The organism is Ensifer sesbaniae, assembly GCF_013283665.1.
GTDB lineage: Bacteria > Pseudomonadota > Alphaproteobacteria > Rhizobiales > Rhizobiaceae > Ensifer > Ensifer sesbaniae.
Genome location: NZ_JABEKU010000001.1, coordinates 466,112 through 482,514 on the forward strand (window position 1 = coordinate 466,112; position 16,403 = coordinate 482,514).

Consider the following 16,403-nt stretch of genomic DNA (forward strand, 5'->3'; position numbering starts at 1 on the left):
TGCGCTTCCAGACGCGCGGCGCTGTCGTCTCTTTCGGTCTACGTCAAGCGGACGATGTGCTGGTCCCAGGCGACGCGGCTTTGCTGCCGCTTGAAGTGGCCATCATAGGAGGAGACGGCAAAACCGTGATCGGCGGCGGCAACCCCTGCTGCATCGACGACGCGCTCCTCCTTCAGCACCGCTCCGGTCTGGGCATCGAGCGTCACGGCCACGTTGCCCTTGGGCGAGGTCAGGCCGATCAACCCCTCATGCCGGTTGACCGCGATCGCGCCGACATAATTTGCCAGCGCTTCCGTCGTGTGCTCGGGCAGCGACAGGAACTGGAGATCCTCCCCCTTGGAAAAATGCCCGACGAGCGGCGGCAGGTCGTTGCGCGCGCCTTCGTATTGGCAGGCAAACCAGATTTCGCCCTTCGGGCCGATATCGACATGGCGGGTCGATAGCCGGCTGAGGTCATCAGGCAGTCGGTGTTTCTGCACCAGCGCTCCGGTTCGCGTGTCGACCAGCGTCAGGCTCGGCTCCATGTGGTCGAGATTGAGCTTGGTGCGGCCAAAATCCGGGTGCGTCTCGATGCCGCCATTGGCGATCGCCAGCAGGCGTCCGTCGGCAGCAAGCGTCATGTCATGCGGGCCGATGCCATAGGTCGGGACCTCGCCGATGCGGGCAAAGTTGTCGGTGCCGTCATAAATGCCGACCATGCCGCGATTGGCGGCAAAGTCGTTCTCGGTGGCATAGAGCAGCCTGCCATCCGCCGAAAAGCAACCGTGGCCGTAGAAATGCCGGCCCTCCGCCGCGGCGATGACCACCGGTTCCGCCGTGCCGTCGGTCGCAAGGATCATGGCATAGGTGCCGGGTCGGCGGGCAAAGGCGACCGCCCGGCGGCTGACGGGCGAATAGGCCATGCCATGCGCCCGGGCCGGCAGCGCGGTGCGCTCGATGATTTCGCCCGTTTCCGTCAGCGTCGCGACGCCGTAGCTTCCATCGGGCGCCATGAAGGCGGAGGCGAAAACGGCATCCGCCCGTGCCAGGGCGAAAGCCTGCTCGGGCGCAAGGCTCGATACCCAGGCTGAACCCGCCATTTTCAGGAAACTGCGCCGGTCGATCAGGCCCGTGGCGGCTCTCATGCCATCCTCGCTCGTCGTGCAAATCCGCAGCCCTCAACGGAGGCGCCGCTCAAGGCTGCGATATAGCGGGTTATGCGCTCAGAGCCAGCCCCGGCGCTTGAAGTAGAAATAGGGCACGATTGCCGAGATCACCATCAGCATCAATGCCGCAGGATAGCCGAACTCCCATTGCAATTCCGGCATCACGCCGAAGTTCATGCCGTAGATCGAGGCGACCAGCGTCGGCGGCAGGAAGACGACGGCGGCAACCGAGAAGATCTTGATGATCTGGTTCTGCTCGAGATTGATCAGGCCGAGCGTCGCGTCGAGCAGGAAGTTGATCTTGTTCGACAGGAACAGCGCGTGATCGCCAAGCGAGGTCGCGTCGCGCTGGATCAGCTTGATCCGCTGCCGGCTTTCCTTTCCAGCCTTGCGCGGGCCCATGCCTTCGAGCGCTACATGATAGGCGACGAGTCGGCCGATGCTGACCAGACTTTCCCGGATCACCGTCAAGAGATCGCCCTTCTGGCCGATCTGCTCGATCAGTGACTGCAGGTCGCGCGTTTTCTTGGTGGCGCTGGCATTGGTCTTGCGGAACACCTCGCGCGAGATCGCGTCGACCTCGCTGCCGGCGCGCTCGAGCGCATCCGCTGTGCGGTCGATGATCGCCTCGAGAAGCCCGAGCATCACCAGTTCGCCGCTCTCACAGATCTGGCCGTTCGCCTTCTGGATGCGGTTGGAAAAGGTCTGGAACGGCTTCGGGTCGGCATGGCGGACCGTGACCAGCGTCGTTCCCTTGAGAATGAAGGTCACCGGCACCTTGACCGGGTAGTCGCTGTCGAGCTTCGCGGTTGCCGTCATCGTCATGAATTCGGCGCCATCCTCCTGGTAGAGCCGGTCGGAAAGCTCGATCTCCTGCATCTCGTCGCGGGTGGGGATCGCGATGCCGAGTTGACCTTCGACGAGGCGCGTTTCCTCGACGGACGGGTTGAAGAGATCGAACCAGATCGCCGGCGTCGGGGAGGCGATGCCATCGAGCATGTCGACGAGCACGAGGTGGCTGTTCTGGCTTTTGTAGATGCGCAGCATTTGGGGCTCCATAGGGCGAGTCATCCGACCGCCATGAAGCCCTGATCAATCAGGACCGGACGGTCGTGAGCGTGAAGGCTCGACTTCGACTGTCGGGGTTCATTGTGAGTTGGTCCTTGTGGTGAAACGTGCCCGCGAAAGCGGACACGAAAAGCGCTTTGCGCCTAAAAGCCGGAATTGTCAACAGCCCGTCCGGGCAACGGTTTTCGTCAGTCGCCGTCGGCAAAGGAGAAGCCGGCGCCAAGCCCGATCGCGCCGCCGAAATCCTTGTTCAAGCGGTCGAGAAGGTCGTTGATGTTGAGCGACAGGAAGGCGAGCTTGGCGCGCTTGTCGTCATCGGCAAGGGCCGCGTCGATCGGTCCATCGATGTTCCCGGCCATGCCGATCACCGACTTGAACACGAAGTCGGCCGAGCCGGCGACGGAGCGGCTGTCTTCCGGCAGCAGGCTTTGCATGTCGGCAACGTCGAACAGCGTCTTGAGGCCACGGACATTCCCGGCGATCGAGGCCATGGTGTTGCCGGAGCGCCAGTAGATCGCAAGCTTCGGGTGGCCCTTGTCGTCCTTGCCTTCGTAGAACGGTTTCAGCCGCTGGTCCTTCACCGTCTCGACTCCGTGGACGAGAATGCCGAGCAGTTCGGTGGCCGCCTCGCGGCTGTCGCGGAACTCGGGATTGTCGGGGCCCGGATGTTTCCAGGCCGCCTGGATGCCGTCCGGTTTCTGCCACGCCGCCAGGAGCTCGTCGGCGATTGTGTCGAGATTTCCGGTGATCGCCAGGCCGTAGCGGCAGCGGAAATTCCCCTCCTCGCTCGAAAGCGCCTCGGCGCCGGTGCCATAGAGCACGTATTCGAGCGCGCCCAGTCCCTGGGCTGCGACGCTCTTGCCCTTGAGCCTGGCTTCGTCCGTTGCGCCTTCATCCTCTTTCGAAAGGATCGCCTGCACTTGCTTCAGCCCGGTGCTCTTGCGATCGGGGTAGAAGAGGAAGCGTTCGAACCGGTTCTGCTCGAGAGCCGGACCAAGCCTTACCACCTCGATCGCCGACCAGGCGCCGACCAGATCGGAGAACGCTCCCTGTGCGCTCTTGAGTGCTGCTTGCGACGGCGCCTCGCAGAGCTTGGCCGTAGCTTGCCTTGCGGCGGCGGTCTTTTCCGTGAGGTTGCGATAGGCGGGAATGATGAACGCGTCGACGGCCTTGGCCATGACGGTGGGGACGGCGGCCTCGTTGACGACGCGCGGCGAGAGCGCGCTCCCTTCCTGGGCCATTGCCGGCAATGCGGTCGTCAGCGCCAGGGAGAGTGCAAGGGTGAGTGTATGCGTAGCGGACATCAGAGTGACTCCAGGAAGGCAAGGAGATCGCGGCGATCGCTTGCGGCAAGGGCGGCGAAAGCATCGCGGGCCTTCCGCCCCTCGCCGCCATGCCAGAGGATCGCTTCGGTGAGATTGCGGGCGCGTCCGTCGTGCAGCAGGAAGGTGTGCCCGCTGACGGTCTTCGTCAAGCCGATGCCCCAGAGCGGTGGCGTGCGCCACCCGCGGCCGCTGGCGACCCCGACCTGTTGCCCATCCGCAAGCTCCTCGCCCATGTCGTGCAGCAGGAAATCGGAATAGGGCCAGATGAGCTGGAAGGACTGCGCCTTGTTGTCGGCATCGCGGCGGGTGACGAACTTCGGCGTATGGCAGCTCGTGCAGCCGAGATCGTAGAAGACCTTCTTGCCACGGAGCGTCTCGGCAAAGCTCGCCTTTCGCCGCGCCGGCACGGCGAGGTTTCTGGAGTAGAAGGAAACGAGGTCGAGCACCGGGTCCGGAGCTTCTGTCGGTCCGAGACGCGCTTGCTCGCCGGTCGGCATGGCAAGGCATTTTGCCTGCGCCGCGGTGCAGTCGCCGTGCGGCCGGTCGGCGTCGGGGGAGGAGATGCCGATATCGGTGGCGAAAGCGTCGGCGCTCTGTTGCCGCACGGTGGCATTCTGCGCCTTCCAGCCGAAACGGCCGAGCATCGGCTTGCCGGTCCTGGCATCGCGCGTCAGCGCGGGGCGGCCGCTGATCCCGTCGCCATCGGCGTCGTCAGGATCGGCAAGCGCCAGGATATCGGCCTCGTGGATCGCCTCGATCAGGCCGAGCCCGATCATCGGCTGGGCCACGCGCGGCGAGAGCGTCGTCGCCGGATCGAGCGGCCCGTAGGCGAGGTCGGTTACGGAATAGCTCGGTCGGCGCAGCGAAACGGTCTCACCGTCGGGGAAGGTGAAGGGCTCCTCCGTGTAGCTGACCTTCAGATGACCCTCGGCTGCAAGGCCGGGCACGGCGCTATCCTGAAGCTGGGCACCGTAAACCGGATCCGGAAAGTTGCCGACCTCATGTGCTTCGACCAGCCGCCGTTCCTCGTCGTCGCGCGGCGGGCGCGCCAGGCGGAAGAACATCGAAGTCGTATCGGTGGAGCCTTCGGGCGGGCGTCCGCGCCCGTCCTTCAGGTGGCAGCTCTGGCAGGCGCGGGCATTGTAGAGCGGACCGAGCCCGTCGGACGCTTGGGTCGAGGAGGGCGAGGAAACCCAGAGCTTGCGGAAGAGCGCATTGCCGAGCTTGAAGCCCTCTTCCTCCTGGAAGGTGAGATTGGCCGAGAACTGCGAGAAACTGTCGGCATTGACGGGCGCGATCGAGGTCGCTGCACCCCCGGACATCGCCTCGAAGGTCTCCGCCTTGGAGAAATCGTCGGTCGGCCGCGTCACCGCTTCGACGCGGGCGCGGTCCTTGCTGTCGAGATCGGTGCGTTCGGTCGGAAGGCCGTCGCCGGCAAGGGCGGGCAGGGCCGTAGAAAGCGCTTGAACGAGAAGAAGCGCGAAGAGGCCGGGGACGCCAGGTTTCATGACAGGAGTATCGGGGCCGCACCGGTGCCGGAGCGGCCCGCCTTTTCAGCTTATTGGAAGACGGCGTTAGGATTGTCCAGGCTGTCCGAACCTTCAAGCTCGATCGTGCCGAGATCCAGCGACGCAATGACGCGCTGCACCGTCTTCGCCTGGGCGATCAGACCGTCGATCGCCGCCTGAACGGTGGCGTTGCCTTCGGCATTGCCTTCGCCGATCATCTGGTCGTAGGCCTCGGTGGTCTCCGCGCGCTTCGCCATCGCCCGCATCTTCTCGACCGTGGTGGCGAGATTGGCCGTCATTTCCTTGTCGAGAGCCACATCCTTGGCGGCGACCAGTTCGGAGAGCGACGGGCCCGTCATCTTCGTTCCGTCGACGCGGGTATATTCGCCCGTATAGGCCGACTGGATGCCGATCGAGTCATGAAGGTGGGAGTTGTACGTGTTGTCGGAGAAGCAATCGTGCTCCTCTTCCGGATTATGCAGGAGCAGGCCGAGTTTCATGCGCTCGCCGGCAAGCTCGCCATAGGAGAGCGAGCCCATGCCGGTGAGGATGGCGACGAGACCAGCCTTCGGATCCGCCTCGACGGCCTTGGTGGCAGCACCGTCCGGTGTCCAGTTGGCGACCATTTCCTTGAGGTCGGAAACGAGAAGCTCGGTCGCGGCCTTCAGATAGGCGGCGCGGCGGTCGCAATTGCCGCCGGTGCAGGCCTTGGTGTCGTAGTCCGTATAGGGGCGGTTGCCGGCGCCGGCCTTGGTGCCGTTCAGGTCCTGGCCCCACAGCAGGAATTCGATTGCGTGGTAGCCGGTCGCGACGTTCGCCTCAATGCCGCCGGCTTCCTGCAGCGTGCCGGCCAGGAATTCCGGCGTGATGTTGCTGGCATCGACGTCCTTGCCGTCGATCTTGATCGTCTTGTTGGCGATGACGTTGGCGGTGAAGAGGGCGTTCTCGTCGCTCTCGCTGCCGTAGCTCGGATCGACATAGTCGATCAGGCCCTCGTCGAGCGGCCAGGCATTGACCCTGCCTTCCCACTCGTCGACGATCGCGTTGCCGAAACGGTAGACCTCGGTTTCCTGATAGGGATTGCGGGCCTTGAGCCAGGCGTCGCGGGCTGCCTTCAGCGTTTCTTCGCTCGGCGTTGCGATCAGCGCGTCGACTGCCTTGTCGAGTGCCTCGGCCGTCGTCAGCGCATCTTCGAACTTGGCATGGGCGACAGCGGTGTAGTGCTTCACCACGGCGGCGGCATCGGTGGCGGCATGGGCCGGCTGCAGGGCCAGCGCCGACGTTGCCGTCATCAACGCCAGCGCGGCGCCACGGATGAATTTCTTGGTCATGACCCTCTCCTGTTGCTTCCTTCGGCGCAGCCGAGCGAGCCCGCAGACGCGGGTGTCGTTCAGGCTCGGGCCATGAGAAAGGGCCCCGGCCGGGCCCGCCTCTCATGAACCAAAAGCAAACTTGTGTCAAAGTGTATAGTTTAGAACCTTTTAAATCTGATGCCGGGCGTTCGGCGGCCGGCGAAGGGCTCAGCCCTTGCGTCGCATCAGGCAGAAGAAGAAGCCGTCCGTGCCGGTGGACGCGGGCGTCAGCGTCACCGTCTTCATGTCGGCCGACCAGGGCTGCGGCTTGTCGGTCCCGAAGAGCGTCGCCCAGATGTCGGCGGCCGACCGGATCTCGAATTCCGGATTGTCTTCGCAGAAGCCGTAGACCTGGGCCTCGTTTTCCTCAGGCAGCACCGAGCAGGTGACATAGATGAGGTGGCCACCCGGCCGGACGAACTGGGCGGCACTCGCCAGCGCTTCCTCCTGCTGGGAGATGCGCTCTTCGAGGTTTTTCTGGTTGAGCCGCCACTTGGTGTCCGGCCGCCGGCGCCAGGTGCCGGTGCCGGTGCAGGGCGCATCGACCAGCACGCGGTCGAAGCGGCCGGCGAGCGGCGCCAGGCTTTCGGCGGATTCATGCACCTGGACATTGCGGGTGCCAGCGCGCTTCAGCCGCTCGATGATCGGGGCAAGGCGCTTGCGGTCGGTGTCGTAAGCGTGCACCTGGCCTTTGTTGTTCATCGCCGCCGACATGGCGAGCGTCTTGCCGCCGCCGCCGGCGCAATAGTCGAGCACCTGTTCGCCTTCCTGGGGAAAGGCGAGATCGGCAACGATCTGCGAGCCCTCGTCCTGGACTTCGAACCAACCCTTCTGAAAGGAAAGTTCCGCCGTCACGTTCGGCAGGCGCGAGGCGCCTTCGCCGGCGGGAATGCGAATGCCGTTGCGAGCGATCGTCGCCGGTTCCGCACCGCTGCGCTCCAGCGCTTTCAGCACCTTGGCGCGCGAGGCCTTCAGAGTATTGGCACGCAGGTCGAGCGTCGGCCGGCCGGCGAGCGCCTTGGCTTCATCGAGCCAGTCGTCGGAGAAGTTTTCCTCGAAGGAGGCCTGCGTCCATTCGGGAATGTCGCCCTGGACATAGGCCGGCGCGTCTTCGAGACGCCGCGTCGTGAAGGCCTGCATGCGCTCGGCGGAAGGGGCTTCCGGTGCGAATTTGTCGCCGTCGAGCTCGGCGGCGAGCGCTTCCGGGCTGAAGCCCCATTGGCGGTACATGACGGCATGGCCGAGCGCTGCGGCGCTGTCGCTGTCCATCAGGTAGGCGTGCGAGAGTTTCATGCGAAGGGCGTCGTAGACGATGTTGCCGATCGCGGAGCGGTCGCCGGATCCGGCGAAGCGATGGGAAAGGCCCCAATCCTTGAGCGCGTCGGCGACCGGGCGCTTCCGCTTTTCGATATCCTCAAGAACCTCAATGGCTCCAGCGAGCCTGCCGCCCAAACGCATCTTCGATCAACTCCTTTTTCGCCGTGGTAGCGGCGATGGCATCGAAGAGCAAGACGGCGGAGAAGATTAACCGCCGAGAACGGTCTTTCTCAAGTAAACCCACCCGACGATTGGCCGGACGGCAGTATTTCAAGATCAGGAATTGACGACGCGATAACAGACGCTGGCGGTGCCGGAGCGTACCATGCCGATCTGCGAAGCCGCGGCCTTGGAAAGATCCATGACGCGTCCGCGGATGAACGGCCCACGATCGTTGATGCGAACGATCACGCTCTTGCCGTTGCGTTTGTTGGTGACCTGAACCTTGGTTCCGAATTTCAGGCTGCGGTGGGCGGCGGTCAGGTGTGCCGCATTCATGCGCTCGCCGGAGGCGGTCCTGGAACTCAGCGCATACCAGGATGCGCCGCCGCAGCCGGCGCCGGCTGCATGGCTATCGGAAACGGAAACGAGACCGATAGCGGTCGTGAACAGCGCTGCAGCGGCAGCTGTCTTGATCTTCGCTGGCGTCAAACTGGCGATCCCCTCGGTCAAATGGTTGATTAAAAAACTTCTGAGAACCGCTAATTGGGGCGAAAAATGGCGAAAACGTGCTTCAACCATTTACGTTCTATTAGGAATTATTAAAAAAGGACGAAAATTCAAAAACGAAGATTGTTTGAAATAGTTTAAAAGGGGCCGGGAAGTTCTTTGGAATCAGTGGTTGAACGCTGGCGGCCTTCCGCACGCAGGCGCAACTCAGTGGTAAACGAAAAAATTCATTAAAAATTTCGAATTGGACGAAATTTCCGGAATCCGGATGGTCGAAAATTCGCCACTAGCGCAAAGGTTGTATTCACTTCATCAAGTATCGAAGGAATATCCAGAGAATGTCACAATTCTGGCGGCGTTCGTGGCGCCGTTACTGATGAACAGACTATCGGCTTTCTATAAGCATTTCGGGTTATGTTGTTGATTGTACGCCGCGTTGCGTTTCAGGCGTTGCGCCACGTGCCGGATTGCCAGAGCTGCGCAAGCGAAACGCGATAATTCGGATACGCGAACGCGAAGCCGGTGGCGCGCATGCGGGCGTTCGATACCCGCTTGTTCTCGCCATAGAAGGAGCGGGCCATCGGCGAGAGTTCCGCCTGTTCAAACGGGATCTCCGGCGGCGGCTCGACGCCCATCAGCCGCGCGGCCTCGGCCACAACGTCCTGCGGCGGTGCCGGCTCATCGTCGGTAATGTTGAAGACGCCGCCCGTACCACTGGTGGCGAGGAACAGGGTGGCAGCACCGATGTCCTCGACGCGGATGCGGTTGAACACCTGTCCCGGCTTGATCAGGCGTCGGGCCGTGCCGTTTGCGAGATTGCAGAAGGCGTTGCGTCCCGGGCCGTAGATGCCCGCAAGTCTCAGCACCGCGACCGGGATGTTCTGCCTGACGCCGAAGGCAATCCAGCCGTCCTCTGCTTCCACCCGCTCGACCGAGCGCGCCGAAACCGGTTTGCGCAGCATGTCCTCGGTGACCCATGCTCCACCATGGTCGCCATAGACGCCGACCGTCGACAGATAGCCGATCCACTTGAGGTTCGGAGCCAGCTGCGCGAGATCCGGGCTGGAAGCGCGGAACATCGGATCGCCGTCGCGGCCGGGCGCGATCGACTGGATCAGATGAGTCGCCTGGCCAAGCGCGGCTGCGAGTTCGTCCGAGACCGTTTCTCCATCGAACAGGATCGGGCGGATGCCGGCCTTTTCAAGCTTCATCGCCTTCTCCCCGGTGCGGGTGGTGCCGACAACGCTTGTCGCCGTCGGAGCCATCGCCCGCGCGATTGCCGTACCGGAGTAGCCGGCGCCAAGGATCAGGACATGCATCGGCTCACTCCCGCCATCTGCCATTCGTTGAGGACGTCTTCGTCCGTCTCTGGCTCGCATTGTTCGGCAAATTCTGCAAGCGCTGCCGGCGCGACCAATCGTGACAGCGCCCAGATCGCCATCGCCCGCACCACAGGCGAGGGATCATCGATGCGCGCCTTGACCGCAGGCGCAAGCGCCGGATCGCCGGAGTTGCCGGCCGCGATCAGCACGTTGCGCACGAAACGGTCGCGGCCGATGCGCTTGACCGGCGAGCCCGAGAACAGGCTGCGGAAGGCCGGGTCGTCGAGGTCGAGCAAGGCTTCCAGCGACGGCGCCTTCAGATCCTCGCGCGCCTTCAGCTTCATTTCGGAAGCAGCCTGCGCGAACTTGTTCCAGGGACAGGCGGCGAGACAGTCGTCGCAGCCGTAGATGCGGTTGCCCATCAGCGGCCGCAGTTCCGGATCGATCGGCCCCTTGTGCTCGATCGTCAGGTAGGAAATGCAGCGCCGCGCGTCGATCTGATAGGGTGCGGGGAAAGCGCCGGTCGGGCAGGCATCGAGGCAGGCGCGGCAGGAGCCGCAACGGTCGCGCTCCGGCTCGTCGATGATGAGTTCCGCTGTGGTGAACAGGCTGCCGAGAAACAGCCAGGAGCCGAATTCGCGACTGACGAGGTTGGTGTGCTTGCCCTGCCAGCCGAGACCGGCCTTTTCCGAAAGTGGTTTCTCCATTACCGGGGCGGTGTCGACAAAGACCTTGACATCCTCGCCTGCACGCGCGGCAAACCGTGTGGCGACTTCCTTGAGCTTGCCCTTGATGACGTCGTGATAGTCGCGGTTCTGGGCGTAGACCGAGATCGCGCCTCGATCGGTCTTTTGGAGAATTCCGCGCGGATCGTCTTCCGGCCCGTAATTCATCGCGAACATCACGACCGAGCGCACTTCGCTCCAGAGCGTTCGCGGGTCGGAGCGTCGCTCGGCAGTCTCGGCGAGCCAGTCCATCGTGCCGTGGAAGCCGTCGTCGAGGAAGTCCTGCAGCCGAGCCGGCGCCTCGGGAATGGCGTCCGGCCGGGTGATGCGACAGAGATCGAAGCCCTTGTCTGCCGCCTCAGCCTTCAGAAATTCGGTCAGCTTCAGCCGCCGTCGATCCCCACTGTCAGCCTTGGCAGCGATGCCGGGCACGGTTTCAGCCTCAGAAGTCGAGGTCCGCATAATGCGGAACCGGGGTTACGCCGCGCACGCGCTCGGAAAGCAGCGGGCGGAAGGAGGGGCGGGACTTCAGCCGCTGATACCACTCCTTGGCGGTCGGGGCATCCGACCAGTCGATCTCGCCAAGATAATCTAGCACGGACACCGTCGCGGCCGCCGCGAGATCTGCATAGGAGATGCGGTCGCCGGCAAGCCAGGTGCGCGACCCCGCGAGCCAGGAGAGATACTTCATATGCTGGCGGATATTCGCGCGCGAAGTGCGCAGGATCTTGCTGTCGGGCGCACCACCACCCTGGTCCGGCGTCATCTGCAGCTTGAAGATCCGCTCGCGCACCAGCGGCCTGGTGACGTCCGCTTCCATCTTCTGCAGGAACCACTCGACCAGGCGGCGGATTTCCGCGCGCTGGAACGGGTCTTCCGCCAGAAGCCGACGATCCCGCTTCATGATGCCGTTCGTCTCGTCGAGATATTCCGAGATGATCGTGGCGCCACAGAGCGCTCTCATACTGTCGTCAACATACACCGGTAACGTCCCGGCCGGATTCAAGGCCAGGAAGTCGCGCCGGTTCTCCCAGGGCTGCTCCTCCGACAATTCCGTCTGATAGCCATATTCCGAGAGGATAAGGCGGACGAACCGTGAAGCGGCGGACATGGGGTGATGATACAGTGTCGGCATCGATGATCTTGCTTCTCAGAGTCTTTTTGCAGGGGGCGTCAGCTTTTTGCAGGGGGCGTCAGCGTGGCGGCGCAAGCGTCTGGCCACGGCTCCTGTGATAGAGCTATAGAAATTTGTGGTGGCAAACACAAGCGAATCAGCCTTTTTCCTCCCACTCCAAAACACGTCAGGAAAATCTCATATATGGCGGATCAATCGATCATCAGCGCGCTCGTCCTCGGGCTCATCGAGGGCTTGACGGAGTTCATCCCTGTCTCGTCGACGGCGCACGTCCTCCTCGCCGGCCACTTTCTCGGCTTCAAGTCGCCGGGCAATACCTTCGCCGTCCTCATCCAGCTCGGCGCCATTCTGGCGATCCTGCTCGTCTATTTCCAGAAGCTTTTGTCGATTGTGCTGGCGCTGCCGACGAGCATCAAGGCGCGCCGCTTCGTCCTGTCCGTTCTGATCGCCTTCCTGCCGGCGGCCGTCATCGGAGCAATCGCCCATGATTTCATCAAAGCGGTGCTGTTCGAAACGCCTGGCCTGATCTGCGTCGTGCTGATCGTCGGCGGTGTCATCCTCTATGCGATTGACCATCTGCCGCTGAAGCCGCGCTATACCGATGTGATAGACTATCCGCCGTCGCTGGCGCTGAAGATCGGCCTGTTTCAGTGCCTGGCGATGATCCCCGGTACCTCGCGCTCCGGCGCCACGATCGCCGGCGCCCTGCTGATGGGGACGGACAAGCGCTCGGCCGCGGAGTTCTCGTTCTTCCTGGCGATGCCGACCATGGTCGGCGCGTTCACGCTGGATCTTTACAAGAACCGCGACGCGCTTTCCTTCGACGATTTCACGCTGATCGCCGTCGGCTTCATCGCGGCTTTCGTTGCCGGCATCTTCGTCGTGCGTTCGCTCTTGGACTTCGTCTCGCGGCGCGGCTTCACGCCGTTCGCCATCTGGCGCATCCTCGTCGGTGCGGCCGGCCTGATCGGCCTCTGGCTGCTTGGCTGAACCCGGGATTGCTATCCGCAAACGAAGGCGCGTTCTCGGACGCGCCTTTTCTGTTGCCTCAGTTTTCTTTGATCTCTCACTGGGCCCAAAATACAAAGCCGCGTGCGTCTCAAGGTGAAACGCACGCGGCTACTGGCCCCCGCCAATAACTCTAGATATGCCCCTCGAAGCAATTCCGGAAAAGCGCGAAGCGGCCTTCCGTTCGGAACTACGTGATCTGAGGGGCGCCCGCCTCAGTGGCCGGAAAGATCGATCGATGCCGTCGTGCAGGGATCGACGCCATAGGCCGGCGCGCAATCCTTGCCGCTGCTCGCGACCGTGTTCGGCGCGATGAATGAGCCAGCCAGAATGATCAGTGCCGCAGACGCAAAAAAGATTGCGATCGACTTGCCCATGGACGCTATGCCTTTCGAGATTGCTGCTGCCGCCCGCCGTGCCTTGCGATCCGGGCGCGAGGCGGTGTTTAGTCGCTGGATATGACATGATCAATATCAGGACATGTTGAATTTGCAGTAAATGCCATTCGCTTTATTAACTGCGGCAGAACTGCAACGCTGTTGCTCGAATACCACAGCAAACGGCCGCCGGCGGGTGCCGGCGGCCGTTCAAAAGAAGATGGGCTTCGCAGCGATCAGGCGGCGCGGCCGCTGCGGGTGTACTGGCCCTGCGGGCGATAGCGCACCAGATAGGTCGGCAGGATCGATTCCAGCATGGTCGGCTCGATGCCGATGCCGGTGAGCGTGCGTCCTTCCGAAACCGCCTTTGCCGAGACGACATTGTCGGATTTCAGCAACACTACCTGGTCCGCCGTGAGCGGCGGCTTGATAAAGGGGACCATCGACGCGATGCGGCCGATGAGGGACGCAACGCCGAAGGGCAGCGACACCAGCGTGCGCTTGCGGTCGATCGTGTTCAGCATGATCTCGAGACAGTCGCGGAAGCTCAAGACATCCGGGCCGCCGAGCTCGTAGATCTTGCCCTTGGCAATCTTGCCGTCGACGGCGCGCGCGACGGCCTCCGCCACGTCGGTCACGTAGACCGGCTGGAATTTGGTGTGACCACCACCGATCAGCGGCAGGATCGGCGAAGAACGGGCCATGCTGGCGAACTTGTTGAAGAAGCCGTCCTCGGGTCCGAAGATGATCGAAGGACGCAGGATGATCGCGTCAGGCTTCGTTTCCAGGATCGCCGCCTCGGCACGACCCTTGCTGCGGGCATATTGCGACGGCGAGGACGCATCCGCGCCGATCGCGGAGATGTGCGTCAGCGTGGCGCCAACGCTACGCGCAGCTTCCGCCACGGCGCGCGCGCCAAAGTCCTGGACGGCATCAAAGGTGTTGCGGCCGCTTTCAAACAGCACGCCGACGCAGTTGATGACGTGGTCGGCGCCTGCGACGGCGCGGTCGACGGATTTACGATAACGCAGGTTCGCCTGGACGAAGGAGATCTGGCCGACATTGCCGAGCGGCTGCAGGTGGCCGGCAAGGTCCGGCCGGCGAACGGCAACACGAATGCGGTAGCCGCGCTTGGCGAGCGCGCGCACGACATGACGGCCGACGAACCCGGATCCGCCGAAAATCGTCACCAGCGGCGGAAGGTTGGACAAGGTCATGGGAAACGCACTCCTGATCGCAAAGGAAAGAATTGATTGCTACATAGCCCAACAGCCGCGAGAGGTGAAGGCCAATCCACGCGGCTTGCAGGACCTGTCGGAAGATGGGGATGCCAGGCCGTCAGATGCCTTCGACGACGACCATCTCTGCGTCGGCGACTTCCTGGCGGATCGCAGCGGCAACCTGATATTCGGGCGAGTTGTAACAGTCGACCGCTGCCTGCAGCGACGGAAATTCGATGACGACGTTGCGCGCACGAACGCCGCCCTCGAGGCGATGATGTTCACCGCCGCGCGCGAGAAAATTCGCGCCGTATTTCTCGAAGGCCGGCTTTGCTGCCGCCACATAATCCTTGTAGCGCTCGGGGTCGCGGACATCGACCCGTGCGATCCAGTATCCCTTGGCCATGTTGAGCTCCTCGTCTTTCGGCACCGGGGCCGACGGCAGTTACTTCCGGCAAATTTTGATCGAGGTCAAGCGGATCAACATGGGACCGCCCAGCGTCAGGAATACTTCCCGCGTCAGCGCGGGAGAGCCCCGTCCATCTCCGCCAGAATGGCGCGGGCGGCGGCAAGCGGCTCAGTGGCTGCGACGATTGGGCGCGCGACGACGAGATGGCTGGAGCCGGCCTTCAGCGCTTCGGCCGGCGTCATCACCCGCTTCTGATCGCCCTTGTCGGCGCCGGCCGGGCGGATGCCCGGGGTGACCAGCGCCATGTCCGGCCCGATGATCTTGCGGACCGCGGCGGATTCCTCGGCCGAGCAGACGATGCCGCCCATGCCGGCCGCGCGCGCCTGTTCGGCCCGGCGCAGCACCAGCGTATGCGGATCGTATTCATAGCCGGCATCGATCACGTCCTGCTCGTCCATCGAGGTGAGCACGGTCACGCCGAGCAGGCAGAGGTCGGAACCCCTGGCAGCCTCGACGGCCGCCTTCATCGCTTTCGGATAGGCGTGCAGGGTCAGCATCGACATGCCCATCTTGACGATGTTCTCGACACCCTTGGCAACCGTGTTGTCGATGTCGAGCAGCTTCATGTCGAGGAAGACCTTCTTGCCGCTCTTGGCAAGGTCGCGCGCGAATTCGAGCCCACCGGCAAAGACCAACTGATAGCCGATCTTGTAGAAGGAGACCTCGTTGCCGAGCGTCGACACGATCCTCTCGGCATCGGCGATCGTCGGAAGGTCGAGGCCCACGATCAGTCTGTCGCGCGCGGTTTCGGTCATCGTCTAGATCCCCTGCCAGTTTTCCATGACGGTCCAGTCGCATGCGACGGCGCGATCCGCAAGGCGGAAAGCGAAGACGTTGCCGCCGCCACTACCCTTCTGGTCGGAACTGCGGGCAATCGGTGCGCCGAGCAGCCTCGATCGCCTTGGTTTCGTCGCTCGAGACGACCCTGCCGAGCGAACGCACCCAAGGCAAGGCCGCAGTTCTGGCCGCACGCTCGCGGCGAACGGAGGAAAGTCCCCATCGCGGAATGGGCACGTCCGGATCGATCTGGACCTGCGGATGGGTGAGGTAGACCCCGAACATTCCGTCAGTGTGCCCGACGATAGACCCAAAGCTGTGCCGGCGGGATGTTGCGCACGACGAAGTCGAGGTGCTGGATGCTGTAGCGATCCGGCATGGCGACGACGGGCGACAGGGGTCCATAGGAAATCTGTACGACCGGCCGGCCGGCCGGAATGCGTGACAGCAGATCCTCGATCAGTTCGACGCGCCGGTGCATCGGAAAGTTCAGAAGCGGCACCGCCGAGACGACGCTGTCGAAGGTCTGCCCCTTCAGTTCGCCGAGCGTATGTTCCAGATCGAAGGCATCGCCATTGACGAAGTTGACGCCGGCGAAGTTGACCTTGAGCTGGTTATAGAAGTCGGTGGAATATTCGACCGAGACCAGGCTCGATGCGGGCAGGCCGCGTTCCAGAATTGCCTTGGTAATGACGCCAGTGCCCGGGCCCAGCTCGAGAACCGGCAAGCCCGAGGCGGGATTGATGACGCTCGCCATTCGGCGCGCGGTAACGGAAGAGGTCGGCAGGATTGCGCCGACAGCCTTGGCATTGCTCATCCATCCCTTGAAAAAGCGAATTTCCTCGTCGAACTTCCGTCCGAGCCGTTCCTTCACCTTCACGCGCAAATTCATTGAACCCCTCAAAACCGTCGTCCTCTCCTCATACGGCCGCCCGCTATGGATCCTCGCTCGCTGATTCGAGCCGGTCGCGGCGGCGGCAATAATA

The 16,403-nt window shown here is 63.1% G+C and carries 16 protein-coding genes and 1 pseudogene; 1 reads left to right on the plus strand and 16 read right to left on the minus strand.

Features of this window, described 5'->3' with window-relative positions; genetic code table 11:
• Nucleotides 1-38 precede the first annotated feature (38 nt).
• From BHMPCIPO_RS02245 to BHMPCIPO_RS02290, 10 genes are all read right to left on the minus strand, one after another.
• A complete protein-coding gene (locus BHMPCIPO_RS02245; protein ID WP_173515260.1) occupies nucleotides 39-1,124 on the minus strand; it encodes a DUF1513 domain-containing protein in 1,086 nt (361 codons plus the stop codon).
• 78 nt (nucleotides 1,125-1,202) lie between these two features.
• The gene (locus BHMPCIPO_RS02250) at nucleotides 1,203-2,192 is read right to left on the minus strand and encodes a magnesium transporter CorA family protein (RefSeq protein WP_173515261.1); all 990 of its coding nucleotides are present in this window, start codon (nucleotides 2,190-2,192) and stop codon (nucleotides 1,203-1,205) included.
• Nucleotides 2,193-2,401: 209 nt separating this feature from the next.
• Nucleotides 2,402-3,517: an imelysin family protein gene (locus tag BHMPCIPO_RS02255; protein ID WP_173515262.1), complete on the minus strand. Its 1,116-nt coding sequence runs from the start codon at nucleotides 3,515-3,517 to the stop codon at nucleotides 2,402-2,404.
• Nucleotides 3,517-5,046: a di-heme oxidoreductase family protein gene (locus BHMPCIPO_RS02260; protein ID WP_173515263.1), complete on the minus strand. Its 1,530-nt coding sequence runs from the start codon at nucleotides 5,044-5,046 to the stop codon at nucleotides 3,517-3,519. The genes BHMPCIPO_RS02255 and BHMPCIPO_RS02260 overlap by 1 nt, the downstream gene beginning before the upstream one ends.
• 50 nt (nucleotides 5,047-5,096) lie before the next feature.
• On the minus strand, nucleotides 5,097-6,377 hold the full coding sequence (locus BHMPCIPO_RS02265; RefSeq protein ID WP_173515264.1) for an imelysin family protein: 1,281 nt from the start codon (nucleotides 6,375-6,377) through the stop codon (nucleotides 5,097-5,099).
• Between the two features lie 189 nt (nucleotides 6,378-6,566).
• Nucleotides 6,567-7,856: an RsmB/NOP family class I SAM-dependent RNA methyltransferase gene (locus BHMPCIPO_RS02270; RefSeq protein ID WP_173515265.1), complete on the minus strand. Its 1,290-nt coding sequence runs from the start codon at nucleotides 7,854-7,856 to the stop codon at nucleotides 6,567-6,569.
• A 135-nt stretch (nucleotides 7,857-7,991) separates the two neighbouring features.
• Nucleotides 7,992-8,366, minus strand: coding sequence for a septal ring lytic transglycosylase RlpA family protein (locus BHMPCIPO_RS02275; protein WP_173515266.1), 375 nt, complete (start codon nucleotides 8,364-8,366; stop codon nucleotides 7,992-7,994).
• 461 nt (nucleotides 8,367-8,827) lie between these two features.
• Entirely contained in the window at nucleotides 8,828-9,703 is an 876-nt protein-coding gene (locus BHMPCIPO_RS02280; RefSeq protein ID WP_173515267.1) for an SDR family oxidoreductase, read from the minus strand.
• Nucleotides 9,691-10,893 carry a tRNA epoxyqueuosine(34) reductase QueG gene (queG, locus tag BHMPCIPO_RS02285; RefSeq protein ID WP_173515268.1) on the minus strand — a complete coding sequence of 401 codons (1,203 nt, stop codon included), beginning with the start codon at nucleotides 10,891-10,893 and terminating at the stop codon, nucleotides 9,691-9,693. Before queG ends, BHMPCIPO_RS02280 begins: the two co-directional genes overlap by 13 nt.
• On the minus strand, nucleotides 10,874-11,566 hold the full coding sequence (locus BHMPCIPO_RS02290) for a glutathione S-transferase family protein (RefSeq protein WP_173515269.1): 693 nt from the start codon (nucleotides 11,564-11,566) through the stop codon (nucleotides 10,874-10,876). The genes queG and BHMPCIPO_RS02290 overlap by 20 nt, the downstream gene beginning before the upstream one ends.
• Before the next feature lie 183 nt (nucleotides 11,567-11,749).
• On the opposite strand from BHMPCIPO_RS02290, the gene BHMPCIPO_RS02295 reads away from it, so the two are divergent.
• Nucleotides 11,750-12,556 carry an undecaprenyl-diphosphate phosphatase gene (locus tag BHMPCIPO_RS02295; protein ID WP_173515270.1) on the plus strand — a complete coding sequence of 269 codons (807 nt, stop codon included), beginning with the start codon at nucleotides 11,750-11,752 and terminating at the stop codon, nucleotides 12,554-12,556.
• A 233-nt stretch (nucleotides 12,557-12,789) separates the two neighbouring features.
• Here the strand turns inward: BHMPCIPO_RS02295 and BHMPCIPO_RS02300 are convergent, their stop codons facing one another.
• The 6 genes and pseudogenes from BHMPCIPO_RS02300 to pmtA form a co-directional block, all read right to left on the minus strand.
• Complete coding sequence (locus BHMPCIPO_RS02300) at nucleotides 12,790-12,951, minus strand: hypothetical protein (protein ID WP_173515271.1); 162 nt, start codon at nucleotides 12,949-12,951, stop codon at nucleotides 12,790-12,792.
• 236 nt (nucleotides 12,952-13,187) lie between these two features.
• On the minus strand, nucleotides 13,188-14,168 hold the full coding sequence (locus tag BHMPCIPO_RS02305; RefSeq protein ID WP_173515272.1) for a complex I NDUFA9 subunit family protein: 981 nt from the start codon (nucleotides 14,166-14,168) through the stop codon (nucleotides 13,188-13,190).
• Between the two features lie 121 nt (nucleotides 14,169-14,289).
• The gene (locus BHMPCIPO_RS02310; RefSeq protein WP_173515273.1) at nucleotides 14,290-14,577 is read right to left on the minus strand and encodes a DUF1330 domain-containing protein; all 288 of its coding nucleotides are present in this window, start codon (nucleotides 14,575-14,577) and stop codon (nucleotides 14,290-14,292) included.
• A gap of 113 nt (nucleotides 14,578-14,690) precedes the next feature.
• The gene (pyrF, locus tag BHMPCIPO_RS02315) at nucleotides 14,691-15,395 is read right to left on the minus strand and encodes an orotidine-5'-phosphate decarboxylase (RefSeq protein WP_173515274.1); all 705 of its coding nucleotides are present in this window, start codon (nucleotides 15,393-15,395) and stop codon (nucleotides 14,691-14,693) included.
• Nucleotides 15,396-15,398: 3 nt separating this feature from the next.
• Nucleotides 15,399-15,702 (minus strand): annotated as a pseudogene (locus BHMPCIPO_RS02320) (hypothetical protein).
• Nucleotides 15,703-15,706: 4 nt separating this feature from the next.
• Nucleotides 15,707-16,309, minus strand: a complete 603-nt coding sequence (gene pmtA, locus BHMPCIPO_RS02325) for a phospholipid N-methyltransferase PmtA (RefSeq protein ID WP_173515275.1) — start codon at nucleotides 16,307-16,309, stop codon at nucleotides 15,707-15,709.
• Nucleotides 16,310-16,403 lie beyond the last annotated feature (94 nt).

Bases quoted from the DNA above. Each gene is read 5' to 3' on its own strand.
- BHMPCIPO_RS02245 (WP_173515260.1), bottom strand. From the start codon at position 1,124: ATGAGAGCCGCCACGGGCCTGATCGACCGGCGCAGTTTCCTGAAAATG.
- BHMPCIPO_RS02250 (WP_173515261.1), bottom strand. From the start codon at position 2,192: ATGCTGCGCATCTACAAAAGCCAGAACAGCCACCTCGTGCTCGTCGAC.
- BHMPCIPO_RS02255 (WP_173515262.1), bottom strand. From the start codon at position 3,517: ATGTCCGCTACGCATACACTCACCCTTGCACTCTCCCTGGCGCTGACG.
- BHMPCIPO_RS02260 (WP_173515263.1), bottom strand. From the start codon at position 5,046: ATGAAACCTGGCGTCCCCGGCCTCTTCGCGCTTCTTCTCGTTCAAGCG.
- BHMPCIPO_RS02265 (WP_173515264.1), bottom strand. From the start codon at position 6,377: ATGACCAAGAAATTCATCCGTGGCGCCGCGCTGGCGTTGATGACGGCA.
- BHMPCIPO_RS02270 (WP_173515265.1), bottom strand. From the start codon at position 7,856: ATGCGTTTGGGCGGCAGGCTCGCTGGAGCCATTGAGGTTCTTGAGGAT.
- BHMPCIPO_RS02280 (WP_173515267.1), bottom strand. From the start codon at position 9,703: ATGCATGTCCTGATCCTTGGCGCCGGCTACTCCGGTACGGCAATCGCG.
- queG (WP_173515268.1), bottom strand. From the start codon at position 10,893: ATGCGGACCTCGACTTCTGAGGCTGAAACCGTGCCCGGCATCGCTGCC.
- BHMPCIPO_RS02290 (WP_173515269.1), bottom strand. From the start codon at position 11,566: ATGCCGACACTGTATCATCACCCCATGTCCGCCGCTTCACGGTTCGTC.
- BHMPCIPO_RS02295 (WP_173515270.1), top strand. From the start codon at position 11,750: ATGGCGGATCAATCGATCATCAGCGCGCTCGTCCTCGGGCTCATCGAG.
- BHMPCIPO_RS02300 (WP_173515271.1), bottom strand. From the start codon at position 12,951: ATGGGCAAGTCGATCGCAATCTTTTTTGCGTCTGCGGCACTGATCATT.
- BHMPCIPO_RS02305 (WP_173515272.1), bottom strand. From the start codon at position 14,168: ATGACCTTGTCCAACCTTCCGCCGCTGGTGACGATTTTCGGCGGATCC.
- BHMPCIPO_RS02310 (WP_173515273.1), bottom strand. From the start codon at position 14,577: ATGGCCAAGGGATACTGGATCGCACGGGTCGATGTCCGCGACCCCGAG.
- pyrF (WP_173515274.1), bottom strand. From the start codon at position 15,395: ATGACCGAAACCGCGCGCGACAGACTGATCGTGGGCCTCGACCTTCCG.
- pmtA (WP_173515275.1), bottom strand. From the start codon at position 16,309: ATGAATTTGCGCGTGAAGGTGAAGGAACGGCTCGGACGGAAGTTCGAC.